Here is a 21,815-nt window from a genome sequence, read left to right as displayed (position 1 = left end):
TCCGGCCGTCAGGCGATGGTGCGAGATTGCATTGCGAAACGAGGCGCGCATCCCGGACAGGCCCTCTGCCGGGCCGTCGCGCCCTGATGTCAGGCCAGATGAATCACCACTTTGCCCGTGGCCTTGCGGTCACATAGCAGCGCCAGCCCCTCGGGGAGCGCCTCTAGCGGCAGGTGATGCGAGATATGGGGGCGCAGGCCGCCGGTGGCATACCAACCCATCAGGGTGGCAAGGCTTTGCGTCAACAGATCCGGGGCGAAATCGAGGTATGCGCCCCACCAAAAGCCGATGACAGATATATTCTTGACCAGCAGAATATTGGCGGCGGGCTTTGGCACCTCGCCCCCGGCGAAGCCGATGCACAGGATGCGGCCATCAGGGCGGGTGGCGCGCAGGGCCGCGTCAAAGCCCGCACCGCCAACAGTATCATAGACCACATCAACCCCGCCAAGCGCCTTGAGCTGATCTTTGAGATCGGCTGCGTCGCTGTCGATAAGGTGATCGGCCCCTGCCGCCTGTGCCACGGCCAGCTTTTCCGCCCCGCGAGCGGTTGCAATGATGCGGGCCCCCATGCGCTTTCCCACCTCTATCGCCGTGAGGCCAACGCCGCCTGCGGCACCTGTGACCAAAAGTGTCTCACCCGGTTGCACGCGAGCCTTGTGCCAGAGCGCAAGGTGTGAGGTGCCGTAAGCGATCAGAAAGGCGCTGGCATGGTCATAGGGCATGGTGTCAGGCAGGGGGATGAGGCGCTTTACGGGGAAGCAGCCAAATTCGGCCAGTCCGCCGTGACCCGCATAGCAGGCAACGCGGGTTCCGGGGGCTGGTCCGGGCGTGTCGGGCCCCAGTGCCACCACCTCGCCCGCAAGCTCCAGCCCGGGGGTGAACGGCAGCGGCGGCTTGGACTGATACTTGCCCTGTGCCATCAACAGATCGGCGAAGTTCAGTGCGCAGGCATGGATGCGTACAAGCGCATGGCCCGGGCCGGGTGTCGGGAGCGGCATTTCGATCAGCCGGGCGGGGGTGGAAAGCTCATCGATCTGCCAAGCGCGCATTTTTGTTATCCTGTCTGATTGCTTGCAGGATAATGCGCCGTGTCGCGCAGGGCCAGTGGGCCAATCATCCCGTCAGCACAGCCTCTGCCTGTGGGAGTATGCTCGGCACAACCTGCAAAAGTGTTGCAAAATGAATAGCAAAATGCGAAACACGTTAGGCGCGAGTTTTCACTCTGCGTGTTCCTCCAGAGGTAAGCAGGTTTTGAATTGGTCACTTGTGCAATTCAAACGGTTAATTCTGTGCCAGAATCGAACAACTCTGTGAAAATTCAGGCCGCAGACGAAATATCCTTACTTTGGCACGATTGTTGCTTAGGTTAACGTAGGGGACGTAACAGGTCGGAGAATTTCTAAATGAAACACCCAGTTGATGCACATGTTGGAAAGCGCATTCGCCATCGTCGTTGGATGGTGGGGATGACCCAACAACAGCTTGCGGACAAGGTTGGGATCAAATTCCAGCAGATTCAGAAATATGAAACCGGTATGAACCGGGTCAGCGCCTCCCGGCTTTGGGATATTGCCGACACGCTGGGTGTGCAGATCTCGTTCTTCTTTGAAGGCTTGTCGTCTGAAAACTCGACGACCACCGCAGCCCCGGCAGGTGATTTCTTCGCCGACAAAGAAGCACTGGAGCTGGTGCGGTCTTACTACGCGATCCCAGAAGCGCAGCGCCGCCGCCTGTTCGACCTGGCCCGCGTTCTGAGCGAAGCAGCCTGAGGTCCGGCCCTTGCGGCCAGCTTGATCTTGACCCCGGCACAGGGCAGCGGTAGCGCCTGCATGTGTCGGGGGTGCTTCGCCCCCTGAGCGAGGGGACAGCACAATGAACCTGACGACAGAGTTGACGCGTGATCTGATCGCAACCGCCCATGCGCTGGCCGATGCCGCGCGGGAAGCGACACTTTTGCATTTTCGCAAACCCGGCCTGTTGGCGGACAGCAAGGAAGACGCGCGCTTTGACCCGGTCACGGTGGCAGACCGGCTTGCTGAAGAGCGTATGCGCGCAATTCTGGCCGAGCGCCGCCCCGAAGATGCCATTCTGGGCGAAGAATATGGCCCAAAGGCGGGCACCTCGGGGCTGACTTGGGTGTTAGACCCCATTGACGGCACGCGCGGCTATCTGTGCGGCACGCCGACATGGGGTGTGCTGATCTCTGTAGCGGATGAAACCGGCCCGGTTTATGGCCTGATTGATCAGCCCTTTATTCGGGAGCGCTTCGAGGGCGGCTTCGGTCTGGCGCGGGTTGACGGGCCTTTGGGCGCGTCCGGTTTGAGCTGCCGGACGGCGCGGCCTTTGGCAGAGGCGATCATGCTGTCCACCTTTCCTGAGGTTGGGACGGCGACGGAACACGCAGCCTTTCGTCGGGTAGCGGACCGGGTGCGGCTCGTGCGCTATGGGATGGATTGCTATGGCTATGCGCTACTGGCGGCCGGGCAGGTTGATCTGGTGATCGAGGCCGGGTTGCAAGCCTATGACGTGCAGGCCCCGATTGCGGTGATCGAGGCCGCGGGCGGTGTGGTGACCAACTGGCAGGGGGCGCCGTGCCATCAGGGAGGTCAGGTGTTGGCGGCGGCGAACCGGGCGATGCATGCCGAGGCTTTGGCTTTGCTGAACGGTTGAAAAGGGGGCTTTCAGCCCCCTCGGCCTTTGGCCTCACCCCCTGAGGATATTTTTGAACAGAAAATGGGTGGCTTGCGTTTTGGGGCGTGGGTTTGCTAGGATTTATGAGCGGTGACCGAGTCCTTTCCCCTTCTGTCGGCCCGCCATAGGTTCCACCGAAGGGGCGGAGGAACCTGTTTTGCGTGATATTCTGATCAGAAATGCCGATGTTGTGGTGACCATGGACGCCAGCCGCCGGGAATTGGCGGGGGCGGATGTCTTGCTGCGCGGGGGCGTGATTGCCGCTGTGGGGCCGGGGATTGACGCGCCGGGGGCCGAGGTGGTTGAGGCGCGGGGCTGTGTGGTGACGCCGGGGTTGGTGAACACGCATCATCATTTGTACCAGACGCTGACGCGGGCGGTGCCGGGTGGGCAGGATGCGTTGCTGTTTGGTTGGCTGAAGACGCTCTATCCGATCTGGGCGCGGTTCGGGCCAGAGGAGATGTTTGTGTCTGCGCAGGTGGGTTTGGCCGAGATGGCGCTGACCGGGTGCAGCCTGTCGTCTGACCATCTGTATCTCTATCCGAACGGCGCGCGGCTGGAAGACACCATTGAGGCGGCGGCCATCGTTGGCTTGCGCTTTCATCCCACACGTGGCGCGATGAGCATTAGCGAGTCGGAGGGTGGTCTGCCGCCTGACAGTCTGGTCGAGCGTGAGGCGGCCATTCTGGAAGATATGATCCGGGTGGTAGATGCGTTTCACGACCCTGCCGAGGGCGCGATGGTGCGGGTGGGGCTGGCACCGTGCTCGCCGTTTTCGGTCAGTCGTGACCTTATGCGCGATGCAGCACTGCTTGCGCGCGACAAAGGGGTGATGTTGCACACCCATCTGGCGGAAAATGACGAGGATATCGCCTATTCGTTGGCCAAGTTCGGTGTGCGGCCGGGGCAATATGCCGAAGATCTGGGTTGGACAGGGCCAGACGTCTGGCACGCGCATTGCGTAAAGCTGGACGCGGGCGAGATTGATCTGTTTGCCCGCAGTGGGACCGGGGTCGCGCATTGCCCGTGCTCCAACTGTCGGTTGGGGTCGGGGATTGCGCCGGTGCGTGCGATGCGCGATGCCCGGGTTTCGGTGGGTCTTGGCGTGGACGGATCGGCCAGCAATGACGCGGGGAACCTGATCGGTGAGGCGCGGCAGGCGTTATTGTTGCAGCGGGTTGCGCGCGGGGCCGATGCGATGAGCGCGCGTGAGGCGCTGGAGATTGCGACCCTTGGGGGTGCGCAGGTGCTGGGGCGGCACGATTGCGGGTCGCTGAGCCCCGGCAAGCGGGCCGATGTCGCGATCTGGGACGTGTCGGGGGTTGAGGCGGCGGGGTCGTGGGACCCGGTGGCGGCGCTGGTTCTTTGCGGGCCGGGCCGGGTGCGCGATCTGTTTGTCGAAGGGCGCAGGGTGGTTGCCGAAGGGCAGATGGTTACGATAGAGCTGCCCAGGATCGTCGAGCGGCAAAACGCTTTGGCGCGCAAGCTGAGGGACTGATATGTCACATGATTTTGAGGCGCAGCAGCGCGAGACCTTTGACAGTTTCGCTGAGATGAAAAAGGGTGGCGCCACGCTGCCGCAGATGTCGGTGGTGGAGTTCTATTTGCTGGCAGAAAGCGATGAGGCGAACTGGAAGGTGTGTGAAAAAGCATTGCAGGCCAAGGGTTTTGCCACCGAGCGCGACAAGGAAGGCGAGACGCTTATTGTAACCACCAAGGCCCCCTTGCGCATCACCCCAGAGGCGATCTGGGAGGAGGAGCGCAAGGTGAGCGAGATTGGCGTGGCCTATGATTTCCTGCCCGATGGCTGGGAATTCGGCTTTGACTGAGTGGGTTTAAGCCCCGATCTGCTGCCCGTGAACGCAGGCCCCCGCCACCCATGTCGCGCGGATGGCGCGGTCGTCGCCCATCATGATGGTTGGGAATAGCGCCTGCCAGATATCAGCGGCGCGGCGGGTTGCTTGTTCGATGGCAGCGGTTGAGGCGAGATCGACGACGACCAGATCCGCCTCCATCCCCGGCGCGATGTTGCCGATCTGGTGATCAGCGTGCAGCGCGCGGGCGGAACCTTGGGTTGCCAGCCACCACAGTTCCGCCGGATGCAGGGCGCGGCCCGCAAGTTGGCCGACCTCATAGGCCGCAGCCATCGTGCGCAGCATCGAAAACGACGATCCTCCACCGGTGTCGGTCGCAAGGCCAATGCGCTGGCCTGCCGCCTTTAGCCCGCCCATGTCAAACAGGCCCGAGCCGATGAAGGTGTTGGAGGTCGGGCAGTGGATCAGGCTGGCTCCGGCTTCCTTCAGGCGGGCTTTTTCGCGCGGCGTCAGATGAATGGCGTGGCCGTAGATCGCGCCTTCGCGCAACAGGCCCTGTGCCTCATAAGTATCGAGATAGTCGCGCGACTGGGGGAACAGGTCTTTGACCCAAGCGATTTCGTCTGTTTGCTCTGACAGGTGGGTTTGCATCAGGCAATCGGGGTGTTCGCGCCAGAGCGTGCCGAGGGCGTGCAGCTGTTCGGGCGTGGAAGTGGGCGAAAACCGCGGGGTGATGACATAGGATGCACGACCCTGTGCGTGCCACTTACCCAGCAAAGCTTTGCTGTCGTCGTAGGCGGATTGCGGGGTGTCGCGCAGGCCTTCGGGCGCATTGCGGTCCATGCAGGTTTTTCCTGCCCAGACGCGCTGGTTGCGCGTGGCAGCTGCGGTGAAGAAGGCATCGACGCTTTCGGGGTGGATGGTGCAATAAGAGCAGACCGAGGTGGTTCCGTTCGAAACTGTCAGGTCGAAATAGCGGTTTGCCACCGCTTGCGCGTAAGGAAGGTTCGAAAAGCGCATTTCTTCGGGGAAGGTATAGCTGTTCAGCCAGTCGATCAGGCGCTTGCCCCAAGAGGCGATGATCGCGGTTTGTGGGTAATGCACATGGGCATCGACAAACCCGGCACTGATCAGGGCGCGGCCATAGTCGGTCACGCGGGCCTGTGGGTGCTGGCGGCGCAGCGCGTCGGCGGGGCCTACGGCAATGATGCGGCCGCCCTCAATCACCAGCGCTTCATCCAGACAGGCGGCGGTAAGCCCCTGTTCAAACGGATCGGCAGTGAAGTGCAGCACCTGGCCCAGCAAAAGTTCGGTCATCTTGGTCCCCTTCTCACAGACGCAACCTATCGTCTTTCATCCTTTGGGTAAATTTGCGAGGTGCCCCCTGTTTGCCGGAAACAGCTTTCGCTAGTGTTGGGGTAATCAAGCGGGGTAGGCATGGCAGATAATGCGCGCATAGACGAAAGAGACGGGCTGGATACGCGCCGCGTGGCGTCGATTCTGACGGCGGTTGCAGCTGGCGATACCGTTGAATTGAAGCGTCTGTTGGAGCCGCTGCACGCCGCTGACGTGGCCGACCTGTTGGAGCAGATCCGCGGTGAGGATCGGCGGCAATTGCTGACGATGTGGTCGGGCGAGATTGACGGCGACATCTTGTCTGAGATTTCGGATTCGATCCGCGAGGAGGTGATCGAATCCTTGCCGCCTTCGGTTGTCGCCGAAGCAATGCGCGATCTGGATACAGACGATGTCGTTGATATTCTTGAAGATCTGGAGGAGCCCGCGCAAGAGGCGATCCTGTCGACGCTGAATTCGGCAGATCGTTTGGCGGTCGAACAGGCGCTTGCATATCCTGAGTATTCCGCCGGGCGCCTGATGCAGCGCGAGGTGGTGACCGCCCCCGAGCATTGGACCGTGGGCGAAATGATTGACCATCTGCGCAGTGTCGACTGGCTGCCGGACCAGTTCTACCATGTCATTCTGGTCGATCCGCGCATGAAGCCGGTGTCTTATGTTACACTGGGGCGGTTGTTGTCAGCGCGGCGCGACGTCGGGCTGATGGCGATTGTTGAGGAAAGCTTCCGCACGATCAAGGCAACAGAGCCAGAGGCGGACGTGGCCTATCTGTTCAACCAGTATCACCTGATTTCCTGTCCGGTTGTGGATGAACATGGTCGTTTGGTGGGTGTGATCACGATTGATGACGCGATGAACGTCCTGGATGAGGAGCATCAGGAGGACATGTTGCGTCTGGCAGGCGTGAATGACGAATCCAGCGTCTCGGATGGTGCGGTGGAAACGGCGCGGGGGCGGTTGCCCTGGCTGATGATAAACCTTTTGACCGCGTCGCTGTCAGCCATGGTGATCTCGCGATTCGAAGCGACAATTGAGGCGATTGTGGTGCTTGCGGCTTTGATGCCGATCGTGGCCTCGACGGGTGGGATTGCGGGGACGCAATCGCTGGCGGTGGCTGTTCGCGCCTTGGCGACACGCGATCTGACCGCGTCAAACGCAAAGCGGGTTGTGTTTCGTGAACTGGGCGCAGGGTTGTTGAATGGGCTGGGGTTGGCGTTGGTGCTGGGTCTGGCAGGAACGTTCTTGTTCGGGGATTGGCGGCTTGGTCTTGTGCTGGCCTCGGCGATGATGGTCAATCAGGTGGTGGCCGCACTTGGGGGGGTGTTGGTGCCGCTTTCTCTGAACCGGATGGGTCTGGACCCGGCCTTGGCGTCTGGAACTTTTGTGACAACGTTGACTGATGTGATGGGGTTCTTTGCCTTTCTCGGGTTGGCCACGCTGGTGCTTTTATGAGCGGGGAGCAGGGTGACAAGGCTGCTGCCCGCAAAACGGCCTTTGCCGTGCGCAAGGCGGCCTTTGCTGCAGGCCAGGGCCAAGCGGCGGAATTGCTGGCTGATGTGCTGGCAGGCAATCGGGGCGCGGTGCTGTCGGGCTATATGCCGATGCGGACCGAGATTGACCCGCTTCCCGCGATGGCCGCGCATCAGGGGGCAGTTGGGGTGCCGGTGATCATGGGGCCTGCTCAGGCGCTCCGGTTCCGGGAATGGTCGCCGGGGTGCGCGATGGTGGCGGGCGCGTTTGGTGCGCTGATCCCGGCAGACGGCGCCTGGCTGGAGCCGGAGGTGCTGATCGTGCCGCTGCTGGCGTTTGATGCCCGCGGCTATCGGTTGGGCTATGGCGGCGGGTTCTATGACCGCACGCTGGAAGGGTTGCGCGCGCGGGGTCCGGTGCTGGCAATAGGCTTTGCCTTTGCTGCGCAAGAGGTGGCCGAGGTGCCGATTGATGCCACCGATCAACGGCTGGATATGATCGTGACCGAACAGGGCGTCCGGCGCTTTGCCTGACGCCCAGATTGTCTAGCGGGCGATCGCCTCATCACGCACGAACATGTTGCCCCATGCGCGGTCAATCAGGTCGGGGCGCATCTGATAGGGAATGCCCTCAAACTCGCAAATCGCGATCATCTGATCGATCAGAAATGTCGGCTGATAGTTCGCAAAATTGTTCTGGATGGTGGGATATTTGGTTTTCAGCATGTGAATTAGCGTCGCTTCGTCCAGCGGCATCTTTTTCTTGCGGGCGACCATGGCAAAGATTTTCAGGAACATTTCCTGATTGGGACCATCGACCTTGATCTTGAAGAAGATACGCCGCAGGGCCGCCCCATCGAAAATCTCGTTCGGGTGGAAGTTGGTTGAGAAGATGACCAGCGTGTCAAACGGCACGGTGAATTTCTCGCCCGATTGCAGCGACAGAATATCGCGCGCTTCTTCCAGCGGCACAATCCAGCGGTTGACCAGCTTTTGCGGCGATTCTGCCTGACGGCCAAGGTCATCCACGATGAAGATGCCGCCAGACGCTTTCAGCTGCAGCGGCGCCTGATAGGTCCGCGCGACCGGGTTGTATTTCAGATCCAGCATGTCGAGCGTAAGTTCGCCGCCCGTGATCACGGTCGGGCGTTCGCAATAGACATAGCGAGTGTCAAACCGGCCCGAAGTGCGGCGCAGCGAACTGGGGTCATCGACCGACTCTTCGGCAGCGGAATGCACAATCGGATCATAAACGGTGATGACCTGACCGGAATATTCGATCGCCCGCGGGATATAGATTTTATCGCCCATCGCCGCGCGGATGCCATTCGAGATAGAGGACTTACCGTTGCCGGGTGGGCCATATAGCAAGATCGACCGCCCGGATGTGATGGCGGGACCGAGGTTGCCCAAAAGATCCGGCGGCAGGATCAGGTGGCCCATGGACCCCACAAGCTGTTCGCGGGTCAGTCGGATATCACGCACCGATTGGCGCTTCATTTGTTCGGCATATGACGCCAGCGGCACGGGCATCGACCCGAAATATTCCGATTGCGACAGCGCATCCAGCGCACGCGCCTTGCCGCTGTCGGTCAGCTGATAGCCCATTTCGTTGCCAGAGGTGGCATGCAGGGTGCCGGTCGCTTCAATCAGCTTTTGGCCGCGCGCAATGTCGATCAGTTGCTGTGTCAACTGCGGCGACAGTGCGATGACGCGGCTGATGTCTGACACAAGGTCAATGTTCATACGGAAGATGGTCTTCAGCAGAATGTCCCGCATCATCACCAGCGACAGGCCGGTTTGCTCGAGCGACTTGGGGGCCGGAGGGGCTGTCACATTCGGGGTGATCGGCATGTTCATTCAAGACACTCTGGTTCAAGGGCGGGGAAGGGCGGTTTGCAACGCAATCCGCCCCTTGGCCAATATCTTGCCTTAGAATGCACCCGAAATTGTGAGCAAAAGATGGAAAATAAGTGTCCCTGCAAGGGCCAGACCCATTGGGAAGTCATTGCTGGTCCAGCTGATCCAATCCGGGCTTGCGCGGCGGATGGGGCCGATGTTGCGGATGATGCGATGCACGACAAAGGCACCGATCAGGCAACTTGCGGCGATGACAAAAATGGTACGCCAGTCGGTGCCAACGAAAAACGGTGCCATGGCGGTCGCAAATTTTGCATCCCCGCCACCCACAAGCCGTAAGGCATTGGCCAAAAATCCAATAACCAGCGTAATGGCTGCCAGCGCCCAACCCCAAAGCCAGGATTGCAGCGACAGCCCGGTCAGGAAGACGGCGCCCAGACCCACCACCAACCAGACGCCCAGAAGGGCGATCATGGTCTTGTTGGGGATTTTCATGAACTTCATGTCAGACCATGCAACCCAACCGCCGATGAACAGCGCAAAGGGCAAAAACGCAATGGCCGCGCCGGCGGTCAGCGGCGTAAGTGTAGGAAATACCATGTCTTACGCCTCAAGTGCGGCCAGCGCGCGGGCGGCGGTTTCAAAGTGCTGCGGGTGGGTTTCGACCGCCTCGCGCAGCAGTTGTTTGCCGGTGCTGACGTCGCCTTGTTTGATGGCGGTCAGCGCCATCGTATACAGCAATTCAGCCTTTTCCGACTGGCTCATCTTGACCACAGGCAGTTCGTATTTGCGCTGTGCGCCACGTGCCAGAACAAGGTTGTTCTTGGTGGTGAACATGGTCGGGTCATATGTCAGCGCTTGCACGAACAGCTTTTCCGCCCCCGGTGCATCGCCACGGGTCAGCTTGGAAAAGCCCCAGTTGTTCAGCACGCCTGACGGCTTGGTGGTCAGGCCAGCGGCGATTTCATAAAAGCTGTCGGCCTTTTTCCAGTTCTTCTTGCTGTCGGCGACCATTGCCTCAAGCCGGTAGCGTTCAAAGGTTTCGTGCGTGGGCGGAACCTTGTTCAACTCGGCCTCGGCGGCCGACCATTCGTTCGCGCGGATCAGGGCATCTGCCAGCGACACGCGGTCATCATTGGTGACCTGCGGATGGGCGACGACCGTGCGCCAAACGGCGGCGGCTTCGGTCGGACGACCTGCACGAACCAGCGACTTGGCGAGCCCGCGTTTCAGGTCAATCCGGTCGGGGTTCTGCTCGGCAGTGCGCTGGAAGTAGCTCACGGCTTCTTCGGGGTCGCCCACGGTCAACATAATGTCTGAAAGGTTGGATTCGTCGATCACATTCACGTCTTTCAACGCGCGTTGCACTTCGGCATCGGGGGATCTTTGACAAGCACTTAGGGTAACCGCGCCGGAAAGGCACAGTGCCACAACGATCGGTCGGCGCATTTATGCGTCCTCTTTGACTGCTCCGGCCCTTGCCGCGTTACAGTTCGGACAGCAATTCATAGGTGCTGTAGCCGCGCCGAACGAGGGTGAACCGTGATGTTTCCTCGGGTTCAACATACACGGCATCTTGGCTTTTTGCGATGGCGCGCATCAGGTTTTCGCGGATCATGTCCGTTTGGCCACTATCTGCAGCAAAGGCACGCTGGAAAAACAACCTTGCCTCGCCGTAATTGCCTCGTTCCATCAGCACAACACCAAGGTTGTTCAGCGCAGGTACAAAGTTGGGGTCCTCTTTCACCGCATCGCGCAGCAGCTTTTCAGCTTGGTTAAGCCGCCCCAGATGAAGATTGGCAGAGCCAAGCGCGGACAGTACATCGACGGTAAAGCCCTGTTCACCCGCGGCGCGCAAATAGGCATTGAGCGCCAGATCGTATTCGGCTGCCGCCATCAGCCGGTGGCCGACAATCAGGCCATCGACGGATTGCTCGCGTGGGTTGACGCCGAAAGCGGTTTCGCGCGGGCCACTCTGTCCGCCAAAAAGCCCAGCGCCGCCCGTAGAGTCACAGGCGGCGAGGCAGAATATCAGGCCCAGCGCGAGGCCAGAAGAAAAACGGGTCTGCGGAATCTCAGCCTCCACCCCCCATCTGTGACCCGAATTTGGCAAGAGAGGGTCCGATCAGAATAACCAGAAGCGGCGGCAGGGTGAAGAGCATTGTGCCCAAAGTCAGCTTTGTGGGGATCGTGTTGGCCTTTTCTTCGGCGCGCATGATCCGTTTGTCACGCATTTCCGCGGAATAGACCCGCAGCGCATCGGCAATCGAGGTGCCGAAGCTGGCGGACTGGATCAGCGTGGTCACGAAAGAGGTAATATCGGGGAGGCCGACCCGCTCGGACAGATCGCGCAGAACCGTGATGCGCTCTTTGCCGGCCTTGACCTCTTGGGCGACCGTTTCAAACTCTTCGGCCAGCGCGGGATAGCCGTTGCGGGCCTCGTTGCCGACGCGGATGATGGATTGGTCCAGCGATTGCCCGGCCTCCACGCAGACCAGCATCATGTCGAGCGCGTCAGGGAAGCCATCGGTGATTTCCTGCTGCCGCATGGCGACGCGGCGGGTGACCCAGTAGACCGGGGCATAATACCCGATGGCGGCCGGCAGGATGGTGTACATGACCATCGTTTGCGTCGTCATCTCGGTCTGCGTTGATTTCAGAAGGGCATAGAGCAAGCCCAGGATCAAAACGCCAATTCCCAGCGCGAATTGTGAAAAGTGAAACACACGCACGGCACCTTTGCCGCGATAGCCCGCACGCAACAGTTTCATCTTGGTGGCCGACAGCTCCTCGGCGCTTTGGGGTTCCAGATAGGTTGCAAAGCGTTCCAGCTTGTCCGCTTTGGAAGGCCCGCCGCGGCGAAGTTTTTCCACCACGCTGGTTTTGCCGGTGCGCAGGGCACGGATCCCTTCAAGCGGGTCTTTTTGCTTTTTCAGCATCGTCGGAAGGGCGAAGATGATCAACATAAGGCCGACGCCACCAAGCGCCAGAAGCGGGCCCATAGGGCCCAGAAAGTCGGTTAGCATAGCCTCGATTTTTTCAATGATTTGCATGGTCTGCCTCAGACTTTGATCGTCGTCATGATTTTCATGTAGATGATATTGAAGGTCAGCATGACACCAACAAAAATACCTGCGGGCACGAAAGCTGCGGTTTCCTTGACGTCTTCGTAATAGTTCGGGTCAATCAGGTTGATGGCGACCAAGGCAAACAGCGGAAAGGCCGACAGAAACGCGCCCGACCATTTTGCCTCGGCCGTGATAGCCTTGACCCGGCGGAACAGTTTGTAGCGGGCGCGCACAACCTTGCCCAAACCTTCCAGAATTTCAGCCAGGTTGCCGCCCGATTGCTGTTGAATGGCGACCGCAACGGCCAGAAAGCGAAGATCCTGATTGTCCATACGCTCGGCAAAGGATTTCAGACTGTCGGCGACGTTGCGCCCGTAAGCCGCCTCATCTGCGATCAGGCCAAATTCGGTGCCCAGCGGGTCTGGCACTTCTTTTGCGACGATCCCGATGGCCGAGGCGAATGGGTGGCCCACACGCAAGGAGCGGACCATAAGTTCCACCGCTTCTGCCAGCTGATCTTCCATCATGCTGACACGTTTCGTGGCTTTTTTGTTGACCCAGAAGTAAACACCACCCACCCCCATCACGATCGCAATCGCGATGCGCACAGGCGTATTGACCCCAGTGCCCACAGTCAGGCCGACAAAGGCAAAAACGCTGAGAAGGGCCATGATGCCAATAAGCTGCTTTGGCGAAAAGGCGATGTTGCCCTTTTGCGCCTTGTCGGCCAGCAGCGAGTAAAGCGGGATGCCGCGCGACGAGAGATGCTGGCTCATCTCTTTGCGAAGCTGCTCCAGCACCTGTTCGCGGTTACCGTTCTTTTGCATCAGGGCCAGACGGCGGCTGACGCGGCTGTCCATGCTGATGGATTTGCCGAACACGGTCAGATACAGGCCTTCGACCAGCACCACGACCGCGACAAAGATCATGATGTAGATCAGCGGTGCGGCTGAGATTTCCATAGTGCTGCCCCCTAGACAATCGGCTCGTAAATGGATGCCGGCAGGTCATAGCCCCACTGGCGGAATCGGTCGGAATAGGCGGAACGGATGCCGGTGGCGTTGAAGCGACCGATGATCTTGCCGTTGGATTCAGTGCCAAGTCGTTCGTAGCGGAAGATTTCCTGCATCGAGATCACCTCGCCTTCCATCCCGGTAATTTCGGTGATCGAGGTCATCCGACGCGAGCCGTCCTGCAAACGGCTGGCCTGCACGATCAGGTTCACAGCGGATGAGATCTGGCTGCGCATGGCCTTGATCGGCATTTCAATGCCGGACATGGCGATCATGTTTTCCAGACGGCTGATGCCATCGCGCGCCGAGTTGGCGTGGATCGTGGTCATGGATCCGTCGTGGCCGGTATTCATGGCCTGCAACATGTCGATCACTTCCTCGCCGCGGGTTTCCCCCACGATGATCCGGTCCGGTCGCATCCGCAGCGCGTTGCGCAAGCAGTCACGCTGGGTGACCGCACCTTTGCCTTCAACGTTTGGCGGGCGGCTTTCCATCCGGCCCACATGCACCTGTTGCAGCTGCAATTCGGCGGTGTCTTCGATGGTCAGCACCCGCTCGGCATTGTCGATGAACGACGACAGCGCGTTCAACGTCGTGGTCTTCCCCGATCCGGTGCCGCCCGACACGATGATGTTAAGCCGGGTGGACACGGCGGCTTGCAGATAGGCCGCCATTTCTTCGGTAAAGGCACCGAACCGCACCAGATCGGGGATGCCCAGCTTATCCTTCTTGAACTTACGGATCGACACCAGCGATCCGTCCACCGCCACCGGCGGCACCATACAGTTGAAGCGCGAGCCATCGGCAAGGCGCGCGTCGCAATAGGGGTTCGATTCATCGACGCGACGGCCCACGGCGGATACAATCTTGTCGATGATCCGCAGAAGGTGGCGTTCATCCTTGAAGGTGATGTCGGTCAGCGTCAGCTTGCCCGCGCGTTCAACAAAGATTCGCTTGGGGCCGTTCACCAGAATATCGTTGACGGTTTCATCTTTCAGCAGTGTTTCCAGCGGACCAAGGCCCATGACTTCGTCATACAATTCCTGATGCAGGATCTGGCGGTCTTGTGCGTTTAGCGCGACGTTCATCTCCTCCAGCGCTTCGGCGGTGATAGAGGCGATTTCCTGTTTCAGGTTCGCCTCGGACGCCTTTTCCAGCGCTGAAAGGTTCAGGTTATCAAGCAAGCGCTTGTGCAGCTCGACCTTGAGCTCCATCAGCTTGTCTTTGCGCTTTTTTTCCTTGTCCGATGCCAGGGCCTCGGCAGGCGTTTTGGGCGGCGGAGGGGTGGGGCCGGGGCGCGCAATAACGGCGACCGGCTTTGGCACCGAGGCGGCAACCGGGGCCACCGGGCCCGTTGAGGTGACAGGTTTCAGCCCGGTTGGTGCTGGGCCTGCATCTGGTTTTTTGAATCGCGAAAACATCGTATAGCCCCCTTGGCCCGATTACGCTTTGCCCGCCTCGACGCCCTTATTCAGGTCGTGCAGCGATTTGGCGAGTTTTTGAATTTCCTTGCGCAGCGGATTCTTTGCGCTGGTTTCTGCAAGCGGCAGGCCGTGGTCGTTGGCCTGTGTCACCTGCGCGCTGCCGTCTGGCAGTTGCACTTCGATCACGATGTCGAGGCTTTCAGCCATGCGCTTGACGCGGCTTTTGCCAGAGAGGTCGGTAAATTTTGGCGCGCGGTTCAGCACATAGCGCAGTTTTTCATGCGGCAGGGCTTCGGCTTTCAACGCACGAACCAGACGCAGGATGTTCTGAGCCGAGCGCAGATCAAGTTCCATTAGCGCGAAATAGACATGCGCGCGGGTGAGAACCGATTCGGTCCAGGCCACGATGGTTTTGGGCATGTCGATGATGACATAATCGAAATTTGCCGCCGCCATATCAATGATCCGGCCAATTTCGTCGGGCCCAAGGATATCGAGCGGCAGCATGTCGGCGGGCGCGGTAAAGACGTGCAGCCGGTCGTTGAATGTAAGCATCGACTGCAAGAAAGTGTCACTGTCGATATTGGCGGTATCAGACAATACCTCGAACACGATTTCCTTGCGCGGCAGGTCCAGATAGGTGGCCGCCGAGCCATATTGGAAATCCAGATCCAACAGACAGACGCGAGGCGCGTCGGTTTTTGAAAGCGTCGCCAGTTCCCAAGCCAAGTTCACGGCAAAAGTCGAAGACCCAGACCCGCCGGCAAGCCCGTGGACCGGTAGAACAACGCCTTCGCGATCCCCTTTGGCCTTGAATTTTGGTGTGGCGACGGCTTCGACCTCGTCTTCGGGGGGGGCGGCAATCGGCGCAGGGGGAGGGGCCGGCTGGCGAAGCCGTTCAATCGCTTCGTCCAATGCGCCGTCTGGCAGCGGATAGGGCACAAAATCATCGGCCCCAAGCCGCAGCAGCTGGTGCAATGCAATCGGGCTGAGTTGATCGGCGATCAGCACCACCTTGATCTCTCGCGCCTTGGCGGTGCGGATGATTTCAGAAATCCGCGTCAGGTCCGCTTCGTCCTCGGCATCGACTGCGATGGCGACGAATTCGAGCGTGGCGGCTTCCGGCTGGCCCATGAACACCAAGGCATCATCAAACGAAAGATCGCCCCAGCTTTCGCCAAGTGCGTTTTCCATGTCGTCGATCAGCAGCTCAAAGTTCTGCACATCCCGCGAAATCGTGCAGGCTACGATCGGCGCCGGATCGGGTTGAAGGGTTGCCACGCTCGTCATCTCGCCTCTTGTCCTTCCAGAAGACGGGCCATGACGCAGGGTGCCGACAGACGACAGCACCATAAAAAACTGCATCGGACCCGTGCGGGACATACCCGCGACTGTTTCCATTGAGGATAGAAATGATGGGGAATGGTGGCAGGATTGGGGCTAAAAGATCGTGATTCTTTGATATTTGGCGAACCTGTCAACACTCATGGCGGTTGCCGGATGTTTTATGCAAAAGGGGGCAGAAATCCTGCCCCCTTTTGAAAACAATCTTCCGCAGGCAAGCTGCGGCAGCAAACGGTCTGTCAGTCGGCCGGATTGACCGATGTGGTGATGACTGTGTTTGCAGGATGCGGGCGCACGGCACCAGCGACGTATTCGCGGAAGATCACCTCGGCATATTTGCCGTTCAGCAGTGTGCCGCTGCGTTTGTGGAAGCCTGCAACCTCGGTCACGGTGCGGCGGTTTGCCTGCTCGGGGCCAGAGGTTGCGACAACTGGGCGAGTCTTGCCAAAAGACACCAGCGCCTCCAGCCGGTTGCGACTGATGCCCTGGCTCGCAAAGAATGACACCACAGCTTGCGCCCGGCGCTTGCCCAGTGCCTGGTTATAGCTGTTTGATCCGACCAGATCGGTGTGGCCATAGACAGAGAAGCGCAGTTCAGGGAACTGTCTGATCCAGTTTGCCTGTTGCGCAAGCACACGCCGTGCCTCAGGTGTCAGTTCGGCACTGTTAAAGGCGAAGGTGACCGTGCTGGGCACTTCGGCCCGGAAACGGACGTTCAGTTGCTGCATCGCATCAATTTCACCGGCCATGATGCCGGTGTTGTTGCGGGTCACCGCACCAAAACCACCTTCATCCACCTCATAGCCCAGTTGTTTGTCAAAACCGGGCTGTGCGGTGCACGAAGCCAGTGCAGTGCTTAAAAGGATCGTCACAAGGGCTGTGGATGTCACGCGCATCTGCTTACTCCATCACATAGCCGTAAGAGGTGCTGAAATCCTGACGCGCCACTTCACCGGCCGCGCCGCGTGGCGGATTGGCGACGATGCCGTTCAGGAAAAACTCACGCTCGGTTGGCAGGCGGACACGATCGGTTGGCAGGGCATAAACATCGCCCCGCGTTGGCGTTACCAGATGCGGTGTGATGATGATGACCAGTTCCGACTGATTGCGCTGATAATCTGAACTGCGGAACAGCGCACCAAGGATCGGCACATCGCCAATCCACGGCAACTGGTTGTTCAGGTTGCGGAAATCGTCTTGCAACAGACCGGCCACCGCAAAACTTTCACCATCGCGCATCTCGACCGTGGTCGAGGTTTCGCGGCGCTTGAAGGCGTTGATCGAGAAGCCGCCCGATTCAATCGTGATCGTGGTGTCAATCGACGACACAGCGGCGTTAAGCTGCAGGTTGATGATGTCGCCATCAACCACGGTGGGGGTAAAGTTCAGTTCTACACCGAAGGGTTTGTAATCAATCACTACCCCGTCGCTGGTCAGCACAGGAATGGGATATTCACCACCGCCCAGAAACCGTGCTTCTTGCCCGGAAAGGGCGGTCAGGTTTGGTTCGGCCAATGTGCGGACAACGCCCTTGGATTCCAGTGCTTCCAGCAGGACGGCGAATTGCACCGACCCAGCGGTGAAGCCAAGGCCAAGCGCGCCACGGGTGCCCGGCGCTGTGGTGATCGGGTTGCCGATGCCATTGTTGCCCGCCAGCCAGGTGCCGGTTTCGCCGGCGATCCCGATCTTTTTGCCGCCTTGCGCTGCGAGTGAAACGCCAAGGTTTTTGGCGACCGAGCGCTGCATTTCGGCGAAGCGGACTTTGAGCATAACCTGCTGGGTGCCGCCAACGCTCATCAGGTTGGACACCCGTTCGGGCGCATAGCGGTTTGCCAGATCCAGCGCGCGGTCAAGTTTGGCGGTGGAGGACACGACGCCTGACAGCACGATGCCGTCATTGGCGGTACGTACTTCGATGGGTTCGCCCGGCAGGATCTGTTGCAGGCGTTCCTTGAATTCGGCGATATCGGGGGTGACATGCACATCGACGTTTGAAATCAGTCGCCCATCAGGGCCCAACAGCGTCAGCGTGGTGCGGCCCGGTGTTTTGCCAAGCACATAAATCGACCTGTCAGACAGGGTCGAGATGTCGGCAATGCCAGGGTTGGCGATGGACAGTTCCGCAAACGGCGTATCACTCTCCACCACAACGGCACGGTTCATCGGAACCTGAAGCGGCGCGGAAACAGACCCACGCATCACCCTCAGGGTTTCTGCCGACGCGACGCTGGTCAGCGCCGTCGTGGCCAAGGCTGCGGCCATAAGGCCAACCTTGAGAAGTATGTTCATGTTCATGTGACCTGCCCTTTCGATCACGCCTCTTTCCGGGTCTTTTCGCCCGTATTGTCAGTGAAGATGCCTGCAATGCCGATTTTTTGCAAGAATCAAACAGTTATTAGACAAAGCTTATGTGGATAACATGCAACAACCCTCAACAGGTCGCTAAACGCAATTGGGCGGCCACCAGATAAGGTGCCGCCCGTCTTGGTTTTTTGGGGTCAGTTGGTGCAGGGGATTGGCACTTCGACCCGTTCGTTGCCGTTCCGCTGGATGATCGTGCAGACTTTCTCGGCTTCTACATGCACAACTTCTTGCTTTTGAATGTTCAAAAGCGCGCTGCTGTTGACTTCGATTGTCTCGGTAATCGTATCATCGCCAGATCCGACCAGCGACAGGGCAAGGCGGCCAGTGGCCTGTGCCTGTGCCAGCCGCGCCACTTGTTCCGGGGTTGCGGCGACTGTCACCGTGCGGGCGACCATTGCGCCGGCCGAGGCATCTGACTGCTGGTCGACCGCGATGATCCGCGTGGAACTTTCGATCAGCCGGGTCAACTCGCCGCCGGTGCCGTCAACTGCGCCGGTCCAGTAAACATCGACCCGGTCGCCGGGCTGCACAAAGCCGGACACGCCCGAAGCCACATCGACCTTGATAGCAAAGGCGCGCATACCCCTGGCAATTTGCCCGGTCAGACCTGCGGCTTGCCCCGGATCGGTGACCTTGGTCGTAACGACGGGTTCAAATTTATCCATCTGGCGAAGGATGTAGCGGCTTTCTTTCAGCCCGCTCGGAAAGAGCGTCTTTTCATCCATGAAAACGCCATCGGGCAACGAGTTCTTTGGCCAGTAGACGAGTTGCACGTCTTCGGCCTTTAGCTCATCGCCATAATTCTTGGTTTTTTTCAGAACATAGACCTGAACAATCGGGCCAACCTTGGCCCGCAGTTGCCGTTCTTGTTCAAGTTGCGTCTGCGTCTGGCCGATGTAGCCTTTCGCCAAATAGACCGCGCTGCCCGCCAAGGCGACGCCCGCCACGAGCACTAGTCCAAACATGCCGCGCATGGCCAAACCCTTTCCCACCTTTGGTCAGGCGGCAAAACTGCAGCCAGTGACCTTTGCTTTGCAGTCCGCCAGAATCTTACCGGCGAGCCGCTTCATCAATGTCTGCGGTGATCGCTTCCGCAGCCCGCATGAAGTGGCCTTCGGTAATCACCGAAAACAGGCCAAGTGCCAGACCCACTGTCGCGGCGGTCAATACCACCCAATCAACGGTCACGGCACCATCTTCGCAGTCAGAAAACCGCTCGATAGAGAAGCGATCTGATGGACGGGGAAACTGCATTCTCGGTCACTCCGTGTAAACTACGCTGGGCGCAGGGCCTGCTGGGGCGAGTCCGCCTACGACTGGCCCGGGTGGTGGCTGCGCCTGGCAGCGGCACCAAGGTTGCAAAAGGCGCGGACCATATTAACGGTCCGCGCCCTTCAGATCAGGCGGGCAGCACAGTGTGCCCGGTTCCGATGAAAGGATCAGCGACCGATCTCGGTTGCAGCGTCGATGTCGCCAGCGATGACGGTTGCAGCGTTCTCGATTGCAGGACGTGCAGCGTTGATCACGATCAGGCCCAAGCCGACGACAGCAGCGGTCAGAACCACCCAGTCAACAGTCACAGCACCGGATTCGTCGTTCTTGAAGTTCTTGAAGATGTTCAGAAGGGTCATGATATGTCTCTCTTTCACGTGTTGCTTTTGGTTGTTCCAACCGTTCGGCTTCTTCTTCGGTCTGGCCTCTGTTCCGTTCCGTCTTCCGTTCGGTATGAGCATGTTTTCACCTGCAACGGTGGCAACATCTGGGCACGGATCAGGTCTTTTTCAGACAGATAGAGATTTCATGAAGATTTTTGTTAAGCGCATGAAAGTTAACAATTTAATTTTTTACTAACATGAGGTCTTCCCGTGAAAGCCAAGGCAATTGCGGCAATTTCGCCAGATTTGATAGCGGTTTTGCAGCCATGGATGGTTTGAAGGACGGATTCGTGTAAACGTATAAGCAATAAAAACAACAGACAGGCATCGAGCAGCGATGCGATTCATTGCAGGACTACTGGCCGCAGGCATCGGATTCGCGCCCCTCTCTGGCGTGGCCGAAGGTTTGTCGGGGGAACGCGACTTCTCGTTCAAGCGGGTGAAGGTCGGCGAAGGTGTGGGCAAACGAAAGATTGTCCAGATTGATCCGGCCGAACAGGCACGGCTGCTGGCGCTGGCGCCAAAGGTCATACCGCGCGAACCGACACCCGAGCCTGATGCGGTGACGGCGGTGGCGGGTGCTGTGGCCGCTCCGGGGGCACTTGCAAAGGTGGCTCCCAAATCTTCAAGCTATGACTGGTTCTGGCAAACGGTGCCCACCAGCCGGGGGGCTGTGGCAGACCGGTTCCCGCTGGCGATGGCCACGCTGTCGAAGGGGCCAAAAGGCACCGGGGTGACCGCCCCCCGCTTGCAGCATATGCAGGGCATCGCGGAACAATACGGCAAGCACATTCTGGCCGCGACAATCGGCACCGATGTGTCGCCCGCGCTGGTGCTGGCGGTGATAGGGGTGGAAAGTTCGGGTCGCGCAGATGCGGTGTCGCACGCGGGCGCGCAAGGGCTGATGCAACTGATCCCGGCCACGGCCTCGCGCTTTGGGGTGACCGATTCGACTGACCCCGCGCAGAACATCAAGGGCGGGGTTGCCTATCTCAACTGGCTGCTGAAAGAGTTCAACCGCGATCCGTTGATGGTGCTGGCCGCCTATAACGCGGGCGAAGGGGCGGTGCGCGCCAATGACGGCATCCCGCCCTATGCCGAGACGCGCGACTATGTGCCCAAGGTGCTTGCGGCGTGGCAAGTGTCGCAGGGGCTGTGTCTGACGCCGCCCGAATTGGTGACGGACCCATGCGTGTTCAAGGTGATTTCGGCGGGCGGCTGACACGGGGTGACGAAAGCTGTGCATGCGGCTGATGTGGCAAGGGGGGCTGTCTGCCCCCCTCGGAGCTTACGCTCCTCACCCCCCGAGGATATTTTTGAACAGAAAATGCAGTCAGGTCGCGAAAGCGTCAGCCCATCCGGGGTGTTTCCTGCGCTGCGCGTTCACGAAGGGGCAAAGCGGCACGATCTTTATGCCGCGCGCCCGGGCATCGTGGACCATGTATTCGACCAAGGTTGCCTCCGCGCTGGTCTCGCGCCGCGCGGCAGGCACTCCGGTATGATCGGCGATGATGAGGGTCGGGGCGGTGACCGAGAAAGTGATCTCGGCTTACGCCCCGTTCTGTGTCAGGACGTAGCGGCCTTTTGAGCCGTGATCCTCGCGTCGAAGGGTTGGCTCAGTCGACAATCGTGGCCTCTGTGGCGGCGCGCAGGTCGGCTTCGGTCACGCCATCAGCCAGTTCGACGAGTCTCAGGCCGCCGGGGACGACATCGAGCACGCCGAGGTTGGTGATGATGCGGTCCACGACCGCGCG

23 protein-coding genes and 1 pseudogene are annotated in these 21,815 nt (G+C 59.6%); 7 read left to right on the top strand and 17 right to left on the bottom strand.

Features of this window, described 5'->3' with window-relative positions; genetic code table 11:
• Positions 1-89 precede the first annotated feature (89 nt).
• Positions 90-1,052 (bottom strand): NADPH:quinone oxidoreductase family protein, encoded by a 963-nt coding sequence (locus Q8K08_RS12230; RefSeq protein ID WP_304803991.1) that lies wholly within the window; start codon positions 1,050-1,052, stop codon positions 90-92.
• A 354-nt stretch (positions 1,053-1,406) separates the two neighbouring features.
• On the opposite strand from Q8K08_RS12230, the gene Q8K08_RS12225 reads away from it, so the two are divergent.
• The 4 genes from Q8K08_RS12225 to Q8K08_RS12210 all read left to right on the top strand — a co-directional run bounded on the left by Q8K08_RS12225 (position 1,407) and on the right by Q8K08_RS12210 (position 4,523).
• Positions 1,407-1,772, top strand: a complete 366-nt coding sequence (locus Q8K08_RS12225; protein ID WP_304803994.1) for a helix-turn-helix domain-containing protein — start codon at positions 1,407-1,409, stop codon at positions 1,770-1,772.
• 103 nt (positions 1,773-1,875) lie between these two features.
• Positions 1,876-2,673, top strand: coding sequence for an inositol monophosphatase family protein (locus tag Q8K08_RS12220; RefSeq protein ID WP_304803996.1), 798 nt, complete (start codon positions 1,876-1,878; stop codon positions 2,671-2,673).
• Positions 2,674-2,851: 178 nt separating this feature from the next.
• Positions 2,852-4,192, top strand: coding sequence for an 8-oxoguanine deaminase (locus Q8K08_RS12215; RefSeq protein WP_305250245.1), 1,341 nt, complete (start codon positions 2,852-2,854; stop codon positions 4,190-4,192).
• A 1-nt stretch (position 4,193) separates the two neighbouring features.
• Positions 4,194-4,523 carry a ribonuclease E inhibitor RraB gene (locus Q8K08_RS12210; RefSeq protein ID WP_304804000.1) on the top strand — a complete coding sequence of 110 codons (330 nt, stop codon included), beginning with the start codon at positions 4,194-4,196 and terminating at the stop codon, positions 4,521-4,523.
• A 6-nt stretch (positions 4,524-4,529) separates the two neighbouring features.
• Here the strand turns inward: Q8K08_RS12210 and guaD are convergent, their stop codons facing one another.
• The gene (gene guaD / locus Q8K08_RS12205) at positions 4,530-5,825 is read right to left on the bottom strand and encodes a guanine deaminase (protein ID WP_305250244.1); all 1,296 of its coding nucleotides are present in this window, start codon (positions 5,823-5,825) and stop codon (positions 4,530-4,532) included.
• 120 nt (positions 5,826-5,945) lie between these two features.
• Here guaD and mgtE point away from each other — a divergent pair, with 120 nt between their 5' ends.
• Positions 5,946-7,316, top strand: coding sequence for a magnesium transporter (gene mgtE, locus Q8K08_RS12200; protein WP_304804005.1), 1,371 nt, complete (start codon positions 5,946-5,948; stop codon positions 7,314-7,316).
• Entirely contained in the window at positions 7,313-7,867 is a 555-nt protein-coding gene (locus Q8K08_RS12195; RefSeq protein WP_305250243.1) for a 5-formyltetrahydrofolate cyclo-ligase, read from the top strand. The genes mgtE and Q8K08_RS12195 overlap by 4 nt, the downstream gene beginning before the upstream one ends.
• Positions 7,868-7,879: 12 nt before the next feature.
• Here the strand turns inward: Q8K08_RS12195 and Q8K08_RS12190 are convergent, their stop codons facing one another.
• The 13 genes from Q8K08_RS12190 to Q8K08_RS12130 all read right to left on the bottom strand — a co-directional run bounded on the left by Q8K08_RS12190 (position 7,880) and on the right by Q8K08_RS12130 (position 20,037).
• Positions 7,880-9,193 carry an ATPase gene (locus tag Q8K08_RS12190; protein WP_370654179.1) on the bottom strand — a complete coding sequence of 438 codons (1,314 nt, stop codon included), beginning with the start codon at positions 9,191-9,193 and terminating at the stop codon, positions 7,880-7,882.
• Positions 9,194-9,265: 72 nt separating this feature from the next.
• Entirely contained in the window at positions 9,266-9,793 is a 528-nt protein-coding gene (locus Q8K08_RS12185; RefSeq protein WP_304804010.1) for a prepilin peptidase, read from the bottom strand.
• A 3-nt stretch (positions 9,794-9,796) separates the two neighbouring features.
• A complete protein-coding gene (locus tag Q8K08_RS12180) occupies positions 9,797-10,642 on the bottom strand; it encodes a lipopolysaccharide assembly protein LapB (protein WP_304804012.1) in 846 nt (281 codons plus the stop codon).
• A gap of 37 nt (positions 10,643-10,679) precedes the next feature.
• Entirely contained in the window at positions 10,680-11,279 is a 600-nt protein-coding gene (locus Q8K08_RS12175) for a tetratricopeptide repeat protein (RefSeq protein WP_305250242.1), read from the bottom strand.
• The gene (locus Q8K08_RS12170; RefSeq protein ID WP_305250241.1) at positions 11,269-12,246 is read right to left on the bottom strand and encodes a type II secretion system F family protein; all 978 of its coding nucleotides are present in this window, start codon (positions 12,244-12,246) and stop codon (positions 11,269-11,271) included. The genes Q8K08_RS12175 and Q8K08_RS12170 overlap by 11 nt, the downstream gene beginning before the upstream one ends.
• An 8-nt stretch (positions 12,247-12,254) precedes the next feature.
• Positions 12,255-13,223 (bottom strand): type II secretion system F family protein, encoded by a 969-nt coding sequence (locus Q8K08_RS12165; protein ID WP_304797187.1) that lies wholly within the window; start codon positions 13,221-13,223, stop codon positions 12,255-12,257.
• Between the two features lie 11 nt (positions 13,224-13,234).
• On the bottom strand, positions 13,235-14,695 hold the full coding sequence (locus Q8K08_RS12160; RefSeq protein WP_305250240.1) for a CpaF family protein: 1,461 nt from the start codon (positions 14,693-14,695) through the stop codon (positions 13,235-13,237).
• Positions 14,696-14,716: 21 nt separating this feature from the next.
• Positions 14,717-15,988, bottom strand: a complete 1,272-nt coding sequence (locus tag Q8K08_RS12155; protein WP_305250293.1) for an AAA family ATPase — start codon at positions 15,986-15,988, stop codon at positions 14,717-14,719.
• A gap of 293 nt (positions 15,989-16,281) precedes the next feature.
• Entirely contained in the window at positions 16,282-16,938 is a 657-nt protein-coding gene (locus Q8K08_RS12150; protein WP_304796963.1) for an OmpA family protein, read from the bottom strand.
• A gap of 4 nt (positions 16,939-16,942) precedes the next feature.
• Positions 16,943-18,337 (bottom strand): type II and III secretion system protein family protein, encoded by a 1,395-nt coding sequence (locus tag Q8K08_RS12145; RefSeq protein WP_304796965.1) that lies wholly within the window; start codon positions 18,335-18,337, stop codon positions 16,943-16,945.
• 203 nt (positions 18,338-18,540) lie between these two features.
• Positions 18,541-19,380, bottom strand: a complete 840-nt coding sequence (gene cpaB / locus Q8K08_RS12140; protein WP_304796967.1) for a Flp pilus assembly protein CpaB — start codon at positions 19,378-19,380, stop codon at positions 18,541-18,543.
• 76 nt (positions 19,381-19,456) lie between these two features.
• Entirely contained in the window at positions 19,457-19,660 is a 204-nt protein-coding gene (locus tag Q8K08_RS12135) for a hypothetical protein (RefSeq protein ID WP_305250239.1), read from the bottom strand.
• 185 nt (positions 19,661-19,845) lie between these two features.
• Positions 19,846-20,037, bottom strand: a complete 192-nt coding sequence (locus Q8K08_RS12130; RefSeq protein ID WP_304804257.1) for a hypothetical protein — start codon at positions 20,035-20,037, stop codon at positions 19,846-19,848.
• Positions 20,038-20,398: 361 nt separating this feature from the next.
• On the opposite strand from Q8K08_RS12130, the gene Q8K08_RS12125 reads away from it, so the two are divergent.
• Positions 20,399-21,283, top strand: a complete 885-nt coding sequence (locus Q8K08_RS12125; RefSeq protein WP_305250236.1) for a lytic transglycosylase domain-containing protein — start codon at positions 20,399-20,401, stop codon at positions 21,281-21,283.
• 111 nt (positions 21,284-21,394) lie between these two features.
• Here the strand turns inward: Q8K08_RS12125 and Q8K08_RS12120 are convergent, their stop codons facing one another.
• Positions 21,395-21,604 carry a GNAT family N-acetyltransferase gene (locus Q8K08_RS12120; protein ID WP_304804259.1) on the bottom strand — a complete coding sequence of 70 codons (210 nt, stop codon included), beginning with the start codon at positions 21,602-21,604 and terminating at the stop codon, positions 21,395-21,397.
• Positions 21,605-21,677: 73 nt separating this feature from the next.
• Positions 21,678-21,815: pseudogene (locus Q8K08_RS12115) on the bottom strand (succinyl-CoA--3-ketoacid-CoA transferase); the annotation flags it as partial.

This window comes from Pseudotabrizicola sp. (assembly GCF_030684215.1).
In the GTDB taxonomy this organism is placed as follows: domain Bacteria; phylum Pseudomonadota; class Alphaproteobacteria; order Rhodobacterales; family Rhodobacteraceae; genus Pseudotabrizicola.
This window is presented reverse-complemented; position numbering and strand designations above follow the sequence as displayed.

Bases quoted from the DNA above. Each gene is read 5' to 3' on its own strand.
- Q8K08_RS12225 (WP_304803994.1), top strand. From the start codon at position 1,407: ATGAAACACCCAGTTGATGCACATGTTGGAAAGCGCATTCGCCATCGT.
- Q8K08_RS12150 (WP_304796963.1), bottom strand. From the start codon at position 16,938: ATGCGCGTGACATCCACAGCCCTTGTGACGATCCTTTTAAGCACTGCA.
- Q8K08_RS12220 (WP_304803996.1), top strand. From the start codon at position 1,876: ATGAACCTGACGACAGAGTTGACGCGTGATCTGATCGCAACCGCCCAT.
- Q8K08_RS12165 (WP_304797187.1), bottom strand. From the start codon at position 13,223: ATGGAAATCTCAGCCGCACCGCTGATCTACATCATGATCTTTGTCGCG.
- Q8K08_RS12230 (WP_304803991.1), bottom strand. From the start codon at position 1,052: ATGCGCGCTTGGCAGATCGATGAGCTTTCCACCCCCGCCCGGCTGATC.
- Q8K08_RS12155 (WP_305250293.1), bottom strand. From the start codon at position 15,988: ATGACGAGCGTGGCAACCCTTCAACCCGATCCGGCGCCGATCGTAGCC.
- Q8K08_RS12130 (WP_304804257.1), bottom strand. From the start codon at position 20,037: ATGACCCTTCTGAACATCTTCAAGAACTTCAAGAACGACGAATCCGGT.
- cpaB (WP_304796967.1), bottom strand. From the start codon at position 19,380: ATGCGCGGCATGTTTGGACTAGTGCTCGTGGCGGGCGTCGCCTTGGCG.
- mgtE (WP_304804005.1), top strand. From the start codon at position 5,946: ATGGCAGATAATGCGCGCATAGACGAAAGAGACGGGCTGGATACGCGC.
- Q8K08_RS12160 (WP_305250240.1), bottom strand. From the start codon at position 14,695: ATGTTTTCGCGATTCAAAAAACCAGATGCAGGCCCAGCACCAACCGGG.
- guaD (WP_305250244.1), bottom strand. From the start codon at position 5,825: ATGACCGAACTTTTGCTGGGCCAGGTGCTGCACTTCACTGCCGATCCG.
- Q8K08_RS12185 (WP_304804010.1), bottom strand. From the start codon at position 9,793: ATGGTATTTCCTACACTTACGCCGCTGACCGCCGGCGCGGCCATTGCG.
- Q8K08_RS12135 (WP_305250239.1), bottom strand. From the start codon at position 19,660: ATGCAGTTTCCCCGTCCATCAGATCGCTTCTCTATCGAGCGGTTTTCT.
- Q8K08_RS12125 (WP_305250236.1), top strand. From the start codon at position 20,399: ATGCGATTCATTGCAGGACTACTGGCCGCAGGCATCGGATTCGCGCCC.
- Q8K08_RS12145 (WP_304796965.1), bottom strand. From the start codon at position 18,337: ATGAACATGAACATACTTCTCAAGGTTGGCCTTATGGCCGCAGCCTTG.
- Q8K08_RS12170 (WP_305250241.1), bottom strand. From the start codon at position 12,246: ATGCAAATCATTGAAAAAATCGAGGCTATGCTAACCGACTTTCTGGGC.
- Q8K08_RS12210 (WP_304804000.1), top strand. From the start codon at position 4,194: ATGTCACATGATTTTGAGGCGCAGCAGCGCGAGACCTTTGACAGTTTC.
- Q8K08_RS12195 (WP_305250243.1), top strand. From the start codon at position 7,313: ATGAGCGGGGAGCAGGGTGACAAGGCTGCTGCCCGCAAAACGGCCTTT.
- Q8K08_RS12190 (WP_370654179.1), bottom strand. From the start codon at position 9,193: ATGAACATGCCGATCACCCCGAATGTGACAGCCCCTCCGGCCCCCAAG.
- Q8K08_RS12180 (WP_304804012.1), bottom strand. From the start codon at position 10,642: ATGCGCCGACCGATCGTTGTGGCACTGTGCCTTTCCGGCGCGGTTACC.